This is a genomic window from Xylophilus sp. GOD-11R (genome assembly GCF_033546935.1).
Taxonomy (GTDB): Bacteria; Pseudomonadota; Gammaproteobacteria; order Burkholderiales; family Burkholderiaceae_C; genus Xylophilus.
Map to the genome: position 1 here is coordinate 3,877,625 of NZ_CP137854.1, position 15,479 is coordinate 3,893,103.

The 15,479-nt window shown below is 68.8% G+C and carries 14 protein-coding genes; 7 read left to right on the top strand and 7 right to left on the bottom strand.

All coding sequences use genetic code 11. From position 1 onward, the window contains the following. Nucleotides 1–68: 68 nt before the first annotated feature. The 7 genes from yaaA (at nucleotide 69) to R9X41_RS18020 (ending at nucleotide 6,586) form a co-directional block, all read left to right on the top strand. Complete coding sequence (gene yaaA / locus R9X41_RS17990; protein ID WP_318631810.1) at nucleotides 69–845, top strand: peroxide stress protein YaaA; 777 nt, start codon at nucleotides 69–71, stop codon at nucleotides 843–845. 38 nt (nucleotides 846–883) lie between these two features. Beyond that, the gene (locus R9X41_RS17995) at nucleotides 884–1,765 is read left to right on the top strand and encodes a 2OG-Fe(II) oxygenase (RefSeq protein ID WP_318631811.1); all 882 of its coding nucleotides are present in this window, start codon (nucleotides 884–886) and stop codon (nucleotides 1,763–1,765) included. Beyond that, the gene (gene queF / locus R9X41_RS18000) at nucleotides 1,762–2,622 is read left to right on the top strand and encodes an NADPH-dependent 7-cyano-7-deazaguanine reductase QueF (RefSeq protein ID WP_318631812.1); all 861 of its coding nucleotides are present in this window, start codon (nucleotides 1,762–1,764) and stop codon (nucleotides 2,620–2,622) included. The genes R9X41_RS17995 and queF overlap by 4 nt, the downstream gene beginning before the upstream one ends. A 103-nt stretch (nucleotides 2,623–2,725) precedes the next feature. Beyond that, a complete protein-coding gene (locus R9X41_RS18005) occupies nucleotides 2,726–3,334 on the top strand; it encodes a biliverdin-producing heme oxygenase (RefSeq protein ID WP_318631813.1) in 609 nt (202 codons plus the stop codon). Then, nucleotides 3,331–5,571, top strand: a complete 2,241-nt coding sequence (locus R9X41_RS18010; RefSeq protein WP_318631814.1) for an ATP-binding protein — start codon at nucleotides 3,331–3,333, stop codon at nucleotides 5,569–5,571. The genes R9X41_RS18005 and R9X41_RS18010 overlap by 4 nt, the downstream gene beginning before the upstream one ends. Continuing rightward, nucleotides 5,568–5,933, top strand: coding sequence for a response regulator (locus tag R9X41_RS18015; RefSeq protein ID WP_318631815.1), 366 nt, complete (start codon nucleotides 5,568–5,570; stop codon nucleotides 5,931–5,933). Before R9X41_RS18010 ends, R9X41_RS18015 begins: the two co-directional genes overlap by 4 nt. Further along, complete coding sequence (locus R9X41_RS18020; RefSeq protein WP_318631816.1) at nucleotides 5,930–6,586, top strand: sensor histidine kinase; 657 nt, start codon at nucleotides 5,930–5,932, stop codon at nucleotides 6,584–6,586. Before R9X41_RS18015 ends, R9X41_RS18020 begins: the two co-directional genes overlap by 4 nt. A 60-nt stretch (nucleotides 6,587–6,646) precedes the next feature. On the opposite strand, the gene R9X41_RS18025 is transcribed toward R9X41_RS18020, so the two are convergent. From R9X41_RS18025 to R9X41_RS18055, 7 genes are all read right to left on the bottom strand, one after another. Continuing rightward, entirely contained in the window at nucleotides 6,647–7,789 is a 1,143-nt protein-coding gene (locus R9X41_RS18025; protein WP_318631817.1) for a DNA topoisomerase IB, read from the bottom strand. A gap of 101 nt (nucleotides 7,790–7,890) precedes the next feature. Continuing rightward, entirely contained in the window at nucleotides 7,891–9,126 is a 1,236-nt protein-coding gene (locus tag R9X41_RS18030) for a Y-family DNA polymerase (RefSeq protein WP_318631818.1), read from the bottom strand. A gap of 40 nt (nucleotides 9,127–9,166) precedes the next feature. Next, the gene (locus R9X41_RS18035) at nucleotides 9,167–10,360 is read right to left on the bottom strand and encodes an FAD-dependent monooxygenase (protein ID WP_318635267.1); all 1,194 of its coding nucleotides are present in this window, start codon (nucleotides 10,358–10,360) and stop codon (nucleotides 9,167–9,169) included. 20 nt (nucleotides 10,361–10,380) lie between these two features. Further along, nucleotides 10,381–12,858: a bifunctional diguanylate cyclase/phosphodiesterase gene (locus R9X41_RS18040; protein ID WP_318631819.1), complete on the bottom strand. Its 2,478-nt coding sequence runs from the start codon at nucleotides 12,856–12,858 to the stop codon at nucleotides 10,381–10,383. 121 nt (nucleotides 12,859–12,979) lie between these two features. Then, complete coding sequence (locus tag R9X41_RS18045) at nucleotides 12,980–13,276, bottom strand: hypothetical protein (RefSeq protein ID WP_318631820.1); 297 nt, start codon at nucleotides 13,274–13,276, stop codon at nucleotides 12,980–12,982. Between the two features lie 6 nt (nucleotides 13,277–13,282). Further along, a complete protein-coding gene (gene feoB, locus R9X41_RS18050; protein ID WP_318631821.1) occupies nucleotides 13,283–15,163 on the bottom strand; it encodes a ferrous iron transporter B in 1,881 nt (626 codons plus the stop codon). Beyond that, a complete protein-coding gene (locus R9X41_RS18055; protein ID WP_318631822.1) occupies nucleotides 15,160–15,465 on the bottom strand; it encodes a FeoA family protein in 306 nt (101 codons plus the stop codon). The genes feoB and R9X41_RS18055 overlap by 4 nt, the downstream gene beginning before the upstream one ends. Between the last annotated feature and the right edge of the window lie 14 nt (nucleotides 15,466–15,479).

Sequence of the window (15,479 nt, forward strand, 5' to 3'; positions counted from 1 at the left end):
TCGTGGCGGGCGTTTTTCGTTCCAGGGTGCGTTCCTCGATGCACCCGTCCAGCCTCTCTTCGCACGCGATGCTTTTCCTGCTCTCCCCCGCCAAGTCGCTCGACTACGAAACCCCTGCCCCGGCGGACCTGCCGGCGACCACGCCGCAGTTCATCCCGCAGTCGCAGCAGCTGATCGAGGTGCTGAAAAAGCAGTCGCCGCAGCAGATCGCATCGCTGATGTCGCTGTCTGACGCGTTGTCGGCCTTGAACGTGGCGCGCTACCAGGCCTGGTCGCCGCGCTTCACCACCAAGAATTCCAAGCAGGCGGTGCTGGCCTTCAACGGCGATGTGTACGAAGGTCTGGCCGCCACCAGCCTGTCGGGCGACGAGCTCGAATGGGCGCAGCAGCACATCGCGATTCTTTCGGGGCTCTACGGCGTGCTGCGCCCGCTCGACCGCCTGCAGCCCTACCGGCTCGAAATGGGCACTCGCCTGGCTACCGAAGGCGCGACCGATCTCTACCGTTTCTGGGGCCGGCAGATCGCCGACCACCTCAACCGGCAGCTGCGCGCCGACAAGACGCCGGTCGTCATCAACCTCGCCTCCCAGGAATATTTCCGCGCCGTCGACACCGCCGTGCTCAAGGCGCGTGTCATCGAATGCGTGTTTCAGGAATGGAAAGGCGGCGCCTACAAGATCATCAGTTTCCACGCCAAGCGGGCGCGCGGCCTGATGGCGCGCTACGCGGTGCAGAACCGGCTGCAGACACCCGAACAGTTGCAGGGCTTCGACCTGGAGGGGTATGGTTTCGACCCCGCCGCGTCCGGCGCCGATCGCCTGGTGTTCCGACGCAAGACGGTCTGATACGACTTCGGCGGCAGCCACCACTATTCTCGCCAGCCATGACGACGACAGACACCCCTTCCACCACCCAGGCCGTCACGCCCGAACTGCGGCGGTGGATCATCGACCAGGCCGAGGCCGGCTTCGCTGCGCCGGTGATCCTGCAGGCCATGATCGACGCCGGCTGGCGCGAGGACACCGCGGCCCACGCCATGGAAGCCACCCTGCGCAGCCACCTCGCGCAGGCCACGGGCAACGGCACCGGCAGCGACATGCCGGACGGCGTCGAAGTACCGATGCCCGCCCTCGACGACTCGCCGCTCTACATCGACGTCGGCGACCGGCAGGTGCACGTGCTGCAGGTCATGACCTCGCCTCGCGTGGTGGTGTTCGGAAACCTGCTGTCGGACGCCGAATGCGACGCCCTCATCGCCGAAGCCTCGCCGCGCATGAAGCGCTCGCTTACCGTCGCCATCAAGACCGGCGGAGAAGAGATCAACGCCGACCGCACCAGCGACGGCATGTTCTTCTCGCGCGGTGAAACACCGGTGGTGCAGGCGCTGGAGCGCCGCATCGCCGAACTGGTGCGCTGGCCGGTCATCAACGGCGAAGGCCTGCAGGTGCTGCACTACCCGCCCGGGGCCGAGTACAAGCCGCATTACGACTACTTCGATCCGACCGAACCCGGCACGCCGACCATCCTCAAGCGCGGCGGCCAGCGGGTCGCCACGCTGGTGATCTACCTGAACGAGCCGGCGCGCGGCGGTGGCACCGTCTTTCCCGACATCAACCTCACCGTCGCGCCCAAGCGCGGCAATGCCGTCTTCTTCAGCTACGACCGGCCGCATCCGGCCACACGCACCCTGCACGGCGGCTGCCCCGTCATCGAGGGCGAGAAGTGGATCGCCACCAAATGGCTGCGCGAGCGCGAATTCACATGACCATCCTCGAGAGCAACACGCCCGAACATTCCCTGCTGGGCAAGCCCGCGCCTTACGCCACGCAATACGACCCGAGCCTGCTCTACCCGCTGCCGCGCGCCGGCAAGCGCGCCGAAATCGGCATCGCCGGCGAGCCGCCCTTCTTCGGCGCCGACCTCTGGACCGCGTTCGAGCTGAGCTGGCTCAACACCCGGGGCAAGCCGCAGGTGGCGCTGGCGCACATCACCGTGCCGTGCGAAACACCCAACATCGTCGAGAGCAAGTCGTTCAAGCTCTATCTCAACAGCTTCAATGACAGCCGCTTCGACAGCGCCGACGAGGTCCGCGCGCGCATCCGCGCGGACATCTCCGAGGCCGTGTGGCGCGGTGCCGCACAGGCGTCGACGGTCGGCGTCCGCCTCGTGCTGCCCGAGGAGTTCGAGCGTGAGCGGGTCGCCGGCCTGGAAGGCCTCAGCCTCGACCGCCTCGACATCGACTGCGACCGCTACACCCCGGCGCCCGAATACCTGTCGGCAGCAGTCGACGAGGCACCGGTCACCGAAACCCTGGTCAGCCACCTGCTCAAGAGCAATTGCCTGGTCACCGGCCAGCCCGATTGGGGCAGCGTGCAGGTGCGCTACAGCGGTGCGCAGATCGACCAGGCCGGCCTGCTGCGCTACCTGATCAGCTTTCGCAACCACAACGAATTTCACGAGCAGTGCGTCGAGCGGATCTTCATGGACATCTGGAGCCGCTGCCGCCCGGTGAAGCTGGCGGTGTTCGCCCGCTACACCCGTCGCGGCGGGCTCGACATCAACCCTTTTCGCACCAGCCATCCGCAAGCCTTGCCCGGCAACGCACGCACCGCCCGCCAGTAGCGATGCATGCGGGAAAAGCACGCCAGCACTGTGTCTTTAGACATGCTCACCCCATGAGCCGCGCTGATACACTGATTTGTTGATGTTCCACCAGCCTCCGTCAATGTCCTCCCCAACGCTGCCAATCCCGAGTCTTCCGGATTCCGCAGCGCCGGACGTACTGGCGACATTGCGCGCAGCCACCGCAGACCGGCACGCCCGGCTCGACAGCCAGCTGCCCATTGCCGGCGAAAGCGCCGGCCTTCCCGACTACGCCCTGCACCTGACCGTAGTCCGTGCGTGGCTGGCCGAAATCGACCGCGCAGCGTGGTCCGCATCCGAACTGCCGGCCGACTGGATCGCCAGCCAGCAGGCACGTTTGCAGCGCATCGACGCCGACCTCGCGGAACTCGCGGCGCCATCGGTGCCGAATGTTCCCGGCGAACCACTTCCCGCCTCGGTGCCTTCCGGCTTCGGCTGGGGCGTGGCCTACGTCGTCGAAGGCTCCCAGCTCGGCGGCCAGATGCTGTACCGGCGCTTGCGTGAACCTCTGGCGCCACTTGCCTTGCGATACCTGCAGGGCGGCGGCATCCCGGGCGCCTGGCCTCGCTTCACCGCAGCACTGCGCGCCGCCGTCGTCACGACTGCCGGCTGCGAAGCCGCCTGCGCCGGCGCCTGCTGGGCCTTCGACGACCTCGCCTCGCGCTTCGAGGGGGCGGGAGCTTTCGCATGAACGCTGCATCAGGCCACGACCAGGCCGCCCGGGTCACGCTGGAGAGCTGCGACCGTGAACCCATCCACATCCCAGGCGCCATCCAGTCGCACGGGCTGATGCTGGCCTTCGACGCCGAGCGGCGCCTGTGTTTTCGCAGCGTCAACGCCGTGGCCATGCTGAACGATGTGCCCGCACTCGGTGAAACCCTGTCGCCGCACCATCTGGGCGGCCATGTGGAAATTCATTCACTGCTGGCCGATGCCTTCGCCACGGACGCTCGCGAAGCGCTCCTGCCGATGTCCAGCGAGATCGCGCTGCCCGGTGCCACCTACGACCTCATCCTGCACCAGTCGGGCGGGCACCTCGTGCTCGAGCTCGAGCGGCGCGACGCCGATGCCGACGCGCTGAACAGCTTCGCGCTCAAGGCCCATCGCGCCATGGACCGGCTCAAGCGCCAGCGTTCGCTGGAGCACCTGCTGTCCATGGCTACCGAGGACATTCGCCAACTCACCGGCTTCGACCGCGTGATGGCCTACCGCTTCCGGCCGGACGAAAGCGGCGAGGTCGTGGCAGAAGCCCGTGACATGCGCCTGGAGCCCTTCCTCGGCCGGCGCTATCCGGCCAGCGACATCCCCGCCCAGGCGCGGCGGCTGTACGTAGTCAACACCCTGCGCATGATCGCCGACGTGAATTCAGCCGCCGTCGCGGTCGAGTCGGGCGATGCCGAAGGCGCGCCGCTCGACATGAGCCATGCGGTGCTGCGCGCGGTCTCGCCGATCCACATCGAGTACCTGAGCAACATGGGTGTCGGTGCATCCATGAGCGTGTCCATCGTGGTCCAGGGACAGCTGTGGGGCATGATCGCCTGTCACCACATGACGCCGCGCCAGGTGCCGTTTTCAGTGCGCATGGCCTGCGACGTCATCGCCCAGATCCTCGCGGCCAACGTGCACACCCTGCTCGCCCGCACCCAGGCCGATCGCATCGCCGAAGCCGCCACCCTTCGCGCGCGCATGGTCGAAGACCTGCTGCACACCGACGACCCGATCAATGCACTGCTGCCGCATGTCTCGATGCTCGTGCGGCTGTTCGACGCGCATTCGGCCTTCATCGCCGAAGGTAGCAAGATCGCCGTCGAAGGCGAGGTGCCGGCCGAAATTACGCGGGCCCTCACCCGCTGGCTGAGCCACCATCCCGACACCAATGCCTCGCTGGTCACGGTTCACACGCTCGCCGATTTTCCGGCCTACCTGCACCCCATGCTCGACATCTGGTGCGGCATGCTGGCCCTGCGCTTCGCCCCCACGGCCGACAGCTGGCTGGTGCTGTTGCGCAAGGAGCAGGTCGAGACCATCAACTGGGGCGGCAAACCCGACAAGCACTACGGCCACGGCCCCAACGGCCCGCGCCTCACCCCGCGTGGCTCGTTCGACCTGTGGCGCGAGACGGTTCACGGCACCTCCGAACCCTGGGATGCGACGCACCTGGCCATCGCCCGCCAACTCATCGACGAAATGGGCCGCGCCACCGCCGCGCGGGTGAGCGAACTCAATCGCGCCCGCAACCAGCTGCTGGCCGTGCTGGGCCACGACCTGCGCGACCCACTGCATTCCATCAGCATGGCCGCGCGCGTGCTGGAAAAGGCCCCCGAACAGCAAAGCGGCCGCATCGGCCAGCGCATCCAGTCCTCCAGCAGTCGCATGCAACGCCTGGTGAGCCAGGTGCTCGACATGTCGCGGCTGCAGGGCGGCCTGGGCCTGGGCCTGAGATTCGAACGCACGCCGATGGCCGCACTGGTCAACGACCTGCTCGACGAAGCCGCCGTGGCGCATCCCGGCATCAACTTCGAGCGCGACCTCGACGAGACGCTCCAGGCCGAGATCGACCCCGACCGCATGGCGCAGGTCGTGACCAACCTGGTGGGCAACGCCCGCCACCACGGTACGCCCGGCGCGCCGGTGGTGGTGCGCATGCGGGCGCAGGGCGATGCGGTCGAGCTGCAGGTTCGCAATCTCGGCGACCGCATTCCGGCCGAGTTTGCCGGCACACTCTTCAACCCGTTCAAGCGGCAGTCGCTCGGCAACGAACGCAACCGCACCGGCCTGGGCCTGGGTCTCTACATCGCGCATCAGATCGTGCAGGGCCACGGCGGCAGCATCGATTATTCTTTCGACGAGCCGCAGGTCGTTTTCACCGTTCGCCTGCCGCTGACGCAGGCACAACACCGCGCTGACGCGCTTAAGGTCTCTCCGTGACCCTCAATATCCTCATCGTCGACGACAACCGCGAAGCCGCCGAGCTGTTTCAGGAGCTGCTCGAAATGCAGGACTACGCCGTGCGCTGCGCCTTCACCGGCCAGCAGGCGCTGGACATGGCCCGCGCCGACCGCGCTGGCGTCTACCTGGTCGACCTGACCCTGCCCGACGTGCACGGCACCGACCTCGCGCGCCAACTGCGCGATCTGGCGGCCGACGGCCCGGCACCCATGGTCATCGCCGTCACCGGCCTGGCCTCCGACGGCAGCGACGAAATGGCGGTGTTCGACCACTTCCTGCAGAAACCCGTCGACTTCGAGAAGCTCGAACGCATCCTCGCCGGCGTGGCCGCCAAATCATGAGCGGTACCGACGGCGCCGCGTGGTTGGCCGCTGGCGTGCGGCACGAGCTCTTCATGCGCGTTCTGCCCGCGCTGCGCCACGACATGGCCGGCCCCCTGTCGGTCGCCCGCATGGGCAACGCAGTGCTCAAGCGCTACATCGCCGCCACGCCTTTCGACCCGGCCCAGTGCCTCAAGCGCATGGAGCAGACCGACGAGCAGCTCAACCAGCTGTTGATTTCGATCCGCACCCTTGCCCGCTGGGACATCGAAAGCGCCGACCGCGCCACGCCCACGCCGGCCATACAGGCCGCGCTGCACCTGGCGCGCCCCATGCTCGACCTGGCCGGCGTCGTGCTGGAAACCACCGAGATCGACGCTCCCGCCTCTTGGCCGCAGCTGCAGCCGGCGCGCACGCTCTTCATGGTGCTCGGTGTGCTGGGCTACCTGCAGGACAACGCGGACGGCCCGAGCGCCATCACCGTCACCACCGACGGCAGTGGCCTCAAGCTGCAGTCCCGCTCCATCGTGCCAAGCCTGCCCGGCGACCACCAACCCGCGCGACGCCAGATGGCCATCGACGCTCAGGCATTGCAATGGCTCTCCGACGACCTGCACTGGCCGGTGCAGATCGGCAGCGATCACGTCACGCTCGGCGAGCCTGCCGAGCAGTAGGCGCGCCGCTCGGCCGGCCTGCCGTGACGCCATTGCCGGATCCAGCGGCACCGGCGATGTTCAAGCCGTTTTCTTGACCTGCCGACGCAGTTCGCGCCGCAAGTTCTTGCGGTGTTCGCGCAGAAAACCCAGCAGCCGGTGCTCGGCGACGTGCAGGCGGCGCGGCGTCTTCTGCTTGCCGGTCACGCGCTGCCAGAAGCCGAGCAGGTCGGACTCCGCGCCCCGCGCCAGCGTGGACCCCACCTCCAGCACCGCCGGGTGCACATACGACTTCTTGCAGACCGCCGGCGTGTTGCCCAACTGGCGCGCCACCTCGGCCAGCACCGCCTTGGCGCTGTAAGCCGCCTCCCCATGGCCGCCGCAGGCCAGTCGGGTCAACTCCAGGGCCTGCACGGTGCCGTGCCAGGTACGGAAATCCTTGGCGGTGAAATCCTGGCCGGCCGCCTCGCGCAGATAGTCGTTCACCTCGGACGAGCCGAGACGATGCGGCTCGCCCTCTTCGTCCTCGTACTGGAACAGCTCCTGGCCCGGCAATTGCTGGCAGCCGCGCACCACACGCGCCACCTTGGGATCGTCGAGCCGCACCTCCTGCATCACGCCGCTTTTGCCGCGAAACTTCAACGTCAGCACGCTGCCGCGTACGCCGGCGTGCGGCGAACGCAGCGTCGTCAGGCCATAGGAGCCGTTGCTTTCGGCGTACTCCTCGTTGCCCACGCGCAGGTAGGTGGTGTCGAGCAGCCGCACCAGCGTGGCCAGCACCACGGTGCGCGACGGCGCCTTTCCGCGCACCACGCGCAGGTCGCGCGCCACCCGGGCGCGGATCTTCGGCAGCGCCCGGCCGAAGGCCTCGATGCGCTCGAACTTTCCTTCGTCGCGCAGCAGCCGCCACTGTGGGTGGTAGCGATATTGGCGGCGACCCCGCGCATCCAGCCCGGTGGCCTGCAGATGGCCATTGGCCAGCGGGCAGATCCACACCTGCGAATAGGCCGGCGGTATCGCCAGGCTGTCGATGCGGCGTATTTCCTCGGGGTCGGAGACACGCGCGCCATCGACCCGCCGATAAGCGAAACGCTTGCCCGACCGTACCCGCGTCATGCCCGGCATGAGCGGGCTGACATACAGCAGGCCGCCGGGCAGAGGCGCGGGAGCCGGCACGGTCGAAGCATCGGAAGTGGAAGCGTTGGCGCTGGCGTGCAGGGTCATGGACGGATCACCGGCAAATGCCCAGGGTGTAGCCCCACGCCCGGCGCCGGCATGTAGGACGCCGGCATCTGCGGCAGCGGGAAGCGGCCGGTCGACGGCGACTAGAACAGCGCCGGCGTATAGCCCTTCTCGAAGCCGGGAGCGGCCGCATCGGGCGTCGTCGCATCCACCTCGTCGGCCTTCACCAGCGAGCCGGCACGAACGCCCAGCAGCCGCAGCTTGCGCTCCAGCGGCACCCGCTTGAGACACTGCCCGGCCAGCCGGCGGATGCGCACCGCGTCGTCCACCGCCACCTCCACCGTCTGGTCGCGGGTGGCGATGCGGAAATCGTCGTACCGCAGCTTGATGCCGATGGTCTTGCTGCGGTAGCCCTTCTTTTGCAGGTCGGCCGCGACCTTCTCGCACAGCGCCGTGAAGATGCGGCCCAGCTCGGCCTTGTCGCGCACCGCGTGCAGATCGCGCTCGAAGGTGGTCTCCCGGCTCATCGAGACCGGCTCGCTCTCGGTCACCACCGGACGGTCGTCGCGCCCCCAGGCGACCGCATGCATCCACGCCCCGGTCGATCGGCCGAACTGCTCCACCAGCCAGTCCGGGCTCTGCGCCGCCAGCTCGCCGATGGTGCGGATGCCGAAGGTCTCCAGCCGCGCATCCGCCTTTGGCCCGATGCCGTTGATCTTGCGGGCCGGCAGCGGCCAGATGCGCGACTGCAGGTCGGCTTCATGGACGATGGAAATGCCGTTGGGCTTTTCGAATTCGCTCGCCATCTTGGCCAGCAGCTTGTTGGGCGCCACGCCGATCGAGCAGGTGAGGCCGGTGGCGTCGAAGATCTCGCGTTGGATCAGCCGTGCCAGCACCCGGCCGCCTTCGCGCTGGCCGCCGGGAACGTCGGTGAAGTCGATGTAGACCTCGTCCACGCCCCGGTCCTCCATGCGCGGCGCGATGCCGGTGATGATGCTTTTGAAGGTGCGTGAAAAATGCCGTACCCGGTCGAAATCCACCGGCAACAGAATCGCTTGCGGACACAGCCGGGCCGCCTTCATCAGCCCCAGCGCCGAGCCCACGCCGAATTGCCGCGCGGCGTAGGTAGCCGTGGTGGCCACGCCCCGGCCGACGTAGTCGCGCAGGATCGGAAATTCGGACACCGGAATCTCGTCCAGCGGCCGCCCGTCCGCCGGAGTGACGAGCGCACCGTCCACCGGCCGGCGCCCACCGCCGATCACCACCGGCAAGCCCTTGAGCTGAGGGTAGCGCAGCAGCTCGACCGACGCGAAGAACGCGTCCATGTCGAGGTGGGCGATGCGGCGCAGGAAAACGGGCGAAGACACGCCGGCAAGCATAGCCGTCCGTCGGTAGCCGAGCCGACGAAAGGTGGGGCCGCTAGCGGCCGGCGCCCCAGAGCCAGGGCTGGTCGAGCAACCGGCCGCCGGCCAGCCGCAGTGCTGCATCGCGCCCCCAGCGCAGCGGCCCGGCCGCATGGAAGATGGTCGCCTGCCGACGCGCGCGCGATTGCACCCGGCCCACGCGTTCCCAGCGGTTGAGGGCGTAGCGGGCTAGGCACACACCCGCGTTGTCGATCTGCATGGCCAGCACGCGCTGGAGTTCGGCCGCGTCTTCCAGCGACATGGCCGCGCCTTGCGCAAGGTAGGGCAGCATCGGATGCGCGGCATCGCCGGCCAGCGCCACACGGCCCGCCGCCAGCATCGGCGGGCCGGCGACCGGATCGCGGTCGTGCAGCATCCAGCGCCGCCAGCCCGGCGCGGCCTCGACGAGCGCCCGCAGGCCACCATGCGCACCGTGGAGCAGTTGCGCCACCTCGCCCGGACCGGCATCGGCGTTCCAGTCGGCGGGCGCTGCGACCTGCAGGCCCGGCACACCTTCGGCCAGGACCACCAGATTCAGCAGTTCGCCCCGCCGCACCGGGTATGCCACCACATGCAACCGATGCCCCAGCCAGACCGTCACCCCGGCGTATTCGGCCCGCGAGCCCGGCGGCAAAGTCGAGCGGTCGATCAGCGTGCGCCAGGCGAAATGCCCGGTCGGTCGGGGCGCGGTGTCGGTGCCGACCACCGCACGGCGCAGCACGCTCCACACGCCGTCGGCCACGACCAGACCGTCGCCCTCGACTTCGCAAGATTTTTCGGTCTTTCGCCACGCGAGCCGAACCACGTCGCCGCCCTGCTCCACCCATTCGACCTCGGCGCCCAGGTGCAGCACCGCCTCCCCGCTCGCCTCGACAGCGCCGGCCAGCACGCGGTGCAAATCGGCCCGATGCAAAGTGGCATAAGGCGCGCCATAGCGCGACGCGACCTCGTCACCCAGCGGCATCGAGGCCAGCACGCCGCCATCGGATGCACTGCGCACGGCGAGCGTCTCCGGATAGAAAGCGACCTCCTGCAAGGCATCAGCCAGCTCCCAGCCGTGCAGGATGCGGGTGGCGTTGGGCCCCAATTGCAGCCCGGCGCCCACCTCCGAGAAGAGCGGCGCCCGCTCGAACACCCGCGCCCTCCAGCCCGCGCGATTACAGGCCAGCGTAGTGGCCAGGCCGGCGATGCCGCCGCCCGCGACCAGCATCTCGCGCGCGAAAGGCACCCTCACCCGAGCAGTCCGTGCTGCCGCTCCATCTCGGCGATGGGCAGCGGTCGGCCGAAGAGATAACCCTGGAACGCCCGGCAGCCGTGTTGCCGCAGAAAGTCCAGCTGGCCGTGCGTCTCCACGCCCTCGGCCACGATATCGAGCCCCAGGCTCAAGGCGAGCGTGAGCGTTGTGCGCACGATGGCCGCGTCATTGGGGTCGGTCAGCACGTCGCGCACGAAGGACTGGTCGATCTTGAGCTGGTCCAGCGGCAGCCGTTTCACATAGCTCAGCGACGAATAGCCGGTGCCGAAATCGTCCAGCGAAAAACCCACGCCGCGCGCTCGCAGCCGGCCCATCTTGCCCAGGATGTCCTCGACATCGTGGAACAGCAGGGTTTCGGTCAGCTCGAATTTCAAGCGCCCGGCGTTGGCGCCGGTGGTCTCCAGCACGGCCTCGACCTGGTCGACGAAATCCGGATGGCGGAACTGTCGCGCGCTCAGGTTGATGGCGATCGTGAGCTGGCGCGTCGCCGGGCGGCGGCCCCACAGCACCAGTTGTTCGCAGGCCTGGCGCAGCACCCACTGGCCGAGCGGCAGGATCAGCCCGCTCTCCTCGGCCATCGGGATGAAGGCCAGCGGCGGCACCAACCCGCGTGTGGGATGCTGCCAGCGGACCAGCGCTTCGGCGCCCAGCACGCGCCCGTCGCCGTCGACCACCGGCTGGTAATGCAGCCGCAGCTCCTCGCGACCCAGGCCGGCACGCAAGTCGGCCTCCAGCACCGAGCGTTCGCGCAGCCGCTCCTCCATCTCCGGATCGAAGAATCGCACCGTGTTGCGGCCGGCCGCCTTGGCCTGGTGCACCGCGAGGTCGGCCCGCTTGAGCAGTTCTTCGGCCGACAGGAGCCCGCCGCCAAACGGCGCCACGCCGATGCTGGCGCTGGCATGGTGCTGCCGCTCGCCGACGGCAAACGGCAGGTGCAGCTGCGTCATCAGCTCCGCCGCGATACGCCGCGCCTCGGCCAGCGCCTGGTCGACATCGCCGCCGAGGTTCTCGCACACCAGCACGAACTCGTCGCCGCCGAATCGCGCGGCACTGCGGCCGGGCGCGGCGCGCTCCACCAGGCGGCCAGCGACCTGTTGCAGCAATTGGTCGCCCACCGCGTGGCCCAGGGTGTCGTTGAGATTCTTGAAATGATCGATGTCCAGGAACAGCACCGCGCCGTGGTGGCCGAGCTGGCCGGCCTCGGCCAGCGCCGTCTTCAGCCGCGTCAGCAACAGGCGCCGGTTGGGCAGGCCGGTGAGGCTGTCGTAGAAAGCCAGACGCTCCACCTCGTATTCGGCACGCTTGCGGTCGGTGACGTCGCGCGCGATGCCGATCAGGCCGGCGACCTTGCCCAGGCCATCGCGAAACGGCGACTTGACGATGTCGAACACACCGCTGCGTCCGGCGCCGCGCAAGGTTTCCTCACCACGATAAGCTTGCTCGGTACGCATGGCCGCGATGTCTTCGGCACGCGATCGCTCGGCAGTGTCGGGGTCGTAGAGCTGGTCGAGGCCGCGGCCCACCATTTCGCCCGGTCGCAGGCCGTAGAACGATTCGAAGGCGCGGTTGCAGGCACGATAGATGCCTTCGGCGTCACGGTAGAAGACCAGGTCGGGAATGGCTTCGAACAGGCCGCGCAGCTCGGCCTGCTTCTGCGCCAGGGCGATCTCGGCACGGCGACGTTCGCTGTCGTCGATGGCGATGGACATCACGCCGCGCACGCTGCCGTCGGCGCCGCGCTCCGGCACCATCGAGTTGTAGCGCCAGTGGACGATGCCGTCGCGCGAGACCTGGTTCTCGAACACGCAGGCATCGCCGGCCAGTGCCGCCTGCATGCGCGGCAGCAGGCGCGCATAACGCTCTGGCCCGACGACATCGAGCAGCGAACGGCCGATGAGTTCGCGCACCGGCAGGCCGTACCAGCGGGCATGGGCGTCGTTGATGAAACGGATGCGCAGCGAGGCATCGAACAGGGTCACGCTGAACGGCAGGCGGCCCAGTACGTCCTGCCAGGCCGCCTCTTCGGCCAACGACCGCGCTTCGCCGGCACCGGGGCCGAGGTCGACCACCACGCCTTCCCAATCGCCGGACGACGCGACCGGGCCAGCCTGCAGCCGCATGTCGTGCAGGGCGCCGTCGGCATGGCGCATGCGCAAGGAGATCGCGATGGGTTCGCCGCTGACGGCCGACTGGCGGATGGCCTGGCTCAGGGCTGTACGGTCGGCAGGGTGGACCCGGCGCCCCCAGCGGCGTGGTGAGGCCAGGGCATCGGCGGGAGATAAGGCGAAAACGGTGAAAAGGCTCTCGCCGATCTCGACGAAGCGGCCTCGCCCGCCATCGGCAGGGCACCATCGAAACAGGACCGCGCCCGGCAGCCGGTGCCCGAGCCGGGAGGGCGACGGCGACGACGCGGCCGACGGAGGTGTGGCGCCACGGGCGGGGGCGTGATTCATCCGGATGTTTTCTCGCTGACAGGTCCGGCTGAATGGCCCGGGCTGCATGAGTCTATAACGCGGCAACGGCGATGCGCATCGCCCAGGCGGCCAGTTCGGCGCGATCGCGTCGCCGCCGCGCTCAGTGTCGGGGGTGGACCGTCACCGGGCGTACGCCGTCGTCGGGCAGGCCTTGCGCTGGCTTCGCCGGTTTGCCCGGCGTGGCGCAACTGCCGCAGCTCTCGCACGATCCGCAGCCCGGGGCGTCGGCCACCGCCCGCACGATGCGTTCGGCGCCGGCGGGTGCCAGGCCGGCGCGCCGCCCTCCACGGCCGATCGCCTGCGCGAGCGAGCGTCGCCAGGCGGCTGGCATCCAGTACCACGCCGCCCAGACAAAGGCGACCGCCACGATCACGAATACCAGCGCCTGCTGCCACATGGTGAATCAGCCTCCGCTCAGCGCCAGCGTGATGCGGTAGGCGACAAAGCTCGCGCCGTAGGCCAGCGCGAACAGGTAGGCGGCCATGATGGCCGCGTAGCGCCAGGAGTTGGTTTCCCGCTTGACCGTGGCCAGGGTCGACAGGCACATCGGCGCGAACACATACCAGACCAGCAGCGAAATGGCGGTGGCCATCGACCAGGTCGACGCGATCAAGGGCTGCAGCTCGGCCGCGGCCTCGTCACCGGTCGCCGACATGGCGTAGACCGTGCCGAGCGCGCCGACCGCGACTTCCCGCGCCGCCAGGCCCGGCACCAGCGCGATCGAGATCTGCCAGTTGAAGCCGATGGGCGCGAAGATGACCTCGAGCGCCCTGCCGATCATGCCGGCCAGGCTGTACTGGATCGCCGGGCCGCTCGCGCCCTCAGGCGGGCCGGGAAAGGTGGAGAAGAACCAGAGCAGCACGGTCAGCGCCAGGATCATGGTGCCAACGCGCTTCAGGAAGATGCGCGCCCGCTCCCACAGGCCGATGGCCAGCTGTCGGGCGTTGGGCCAGCGGTACGACGGCAGCTCCATCATCAGCGGCGACTCGGCATGCGTGCCGCGCAGCCACTTGAAGACCCAGGCCACGCCCATGGCCGAGACGATGCCGCCGAGGTACAGGCCGAACAGCACCAGGCCCTGCAGGTTAAGGATGCCCGCCACCTGGCGCTGCGGAATGAAGGCGGCGATCAGCAGGGCATACACCGGCAGCCGCGCCGAACAGGTCATGAGCGGCGCGATCATGATGGTCACCAGCCGGTCGCGCCAGTTGGTGATGGTGCGGGCCGCCATCACGCCGGGAATCGCGCAGGCGAAGCTCGACAGCAGCGGAATGAACGAGCGGCCCGACAGCCCCACCGTCGACATCAGCCGGTCGAGCAGGAAGGCCGCGCGCGGCAGGTAGCCGGAATCCTCGAGCGCGAGGATGAAGAAGAACAGGATCAGGATCTGCGGCAGAAACACCAGCACGCCGCCGACACCGGCGACGATGCCGTCGACCAGCAGGCTGCGCAGGATGCCGTCGGGCAGGTGCGCCTGGATGAATTCGCCGACGGCGCCGGTGGCCGTCTCGATCATGCCCATGGGCACCTCGGCCCAGCTGAACACCGCCTGGAACATGAAGAACAGCAGCACCGTCAGGATGACCATGCCCCATACCGGGTGCAGCACCAGGCGGTCGATCTTGTCGTCACGCGCCAGACGCAGCACCGGCTCGACCACCGAGGCGGCCAGGATGCGGCGCACCTCCTGCTGGGTGTCGAGCACGTCGGAGAGCTTGGGCGCGACCCAGTCGGCAGGGCGCGCGGCGTCTGCATCGGGCGCGGGGAGGTAGTCGGTGAGCAGTTCGACCAGGCCGGTCGCGCCGTCGCCGCGCACGCCCACCGTCTCGATGACCGGCATGCCGAGCTCGCGCGACAGGGCCGGGATGTCGACAGTGACACCCTGCTCGCGCGCCATGTCGGTCATGTTGAGCGCCATCACCATCGGCAGGCCGAGGCGTCGCGCTTCCAGCACCAGGCGCAGGTTCAGGCGCAGGTTGGTGGCGTCGGTGACGCACACCAGCAGATCGGGTAGCGGCTCGCCGGGGCGGCGGCCGGTGACGATGTCGCGGGTGACGGCCTCGTCGGCCGACAGCGCGTTGAGGCTGTAGGCGCCGGGCAGGTCGAGCACCTCGATGCGCCGCCCCGACGGCGTGCGCAGCAGGCCGACCTTGCGCTCCACCGTGACGCCAGCGTAGTTGGCGACCTTCTGGCGGCTGCCGGTGAGCAGGTTGAACAGCGCGGTCTTGCCGCAGTTGGGGTTGCCCAGCAGGGCCACGCGCAGGGAGGAAGCATGTGCGCTCATGCCAGTGCCACCTTCACCAGCGCCGCCTCGTGGGCGCGCAGCGCGAAGGTGCTGCGGCCGATGCGCACGGCGATCGGTTCGCGGCCCGGAAACCCATGGGCGATGACCCGCACCGGCTCGCCCGGCACGAAGCCGATCTCGGTCAGCCGCAGGATGCGTTCGTTGTCGTCGGGCTGCCCCAGGCTGCGCAATTCCAAGACGGTGGCAGGGGCATGCAGCGCCAGCCGGTCGAGGGACAAGGGTGCCGCCGAAGCTGGCGAGACGGCGGCGTCGGACGCTGCGGAAAGAGGTACGGCGGACACGGTTTGACGGGCTG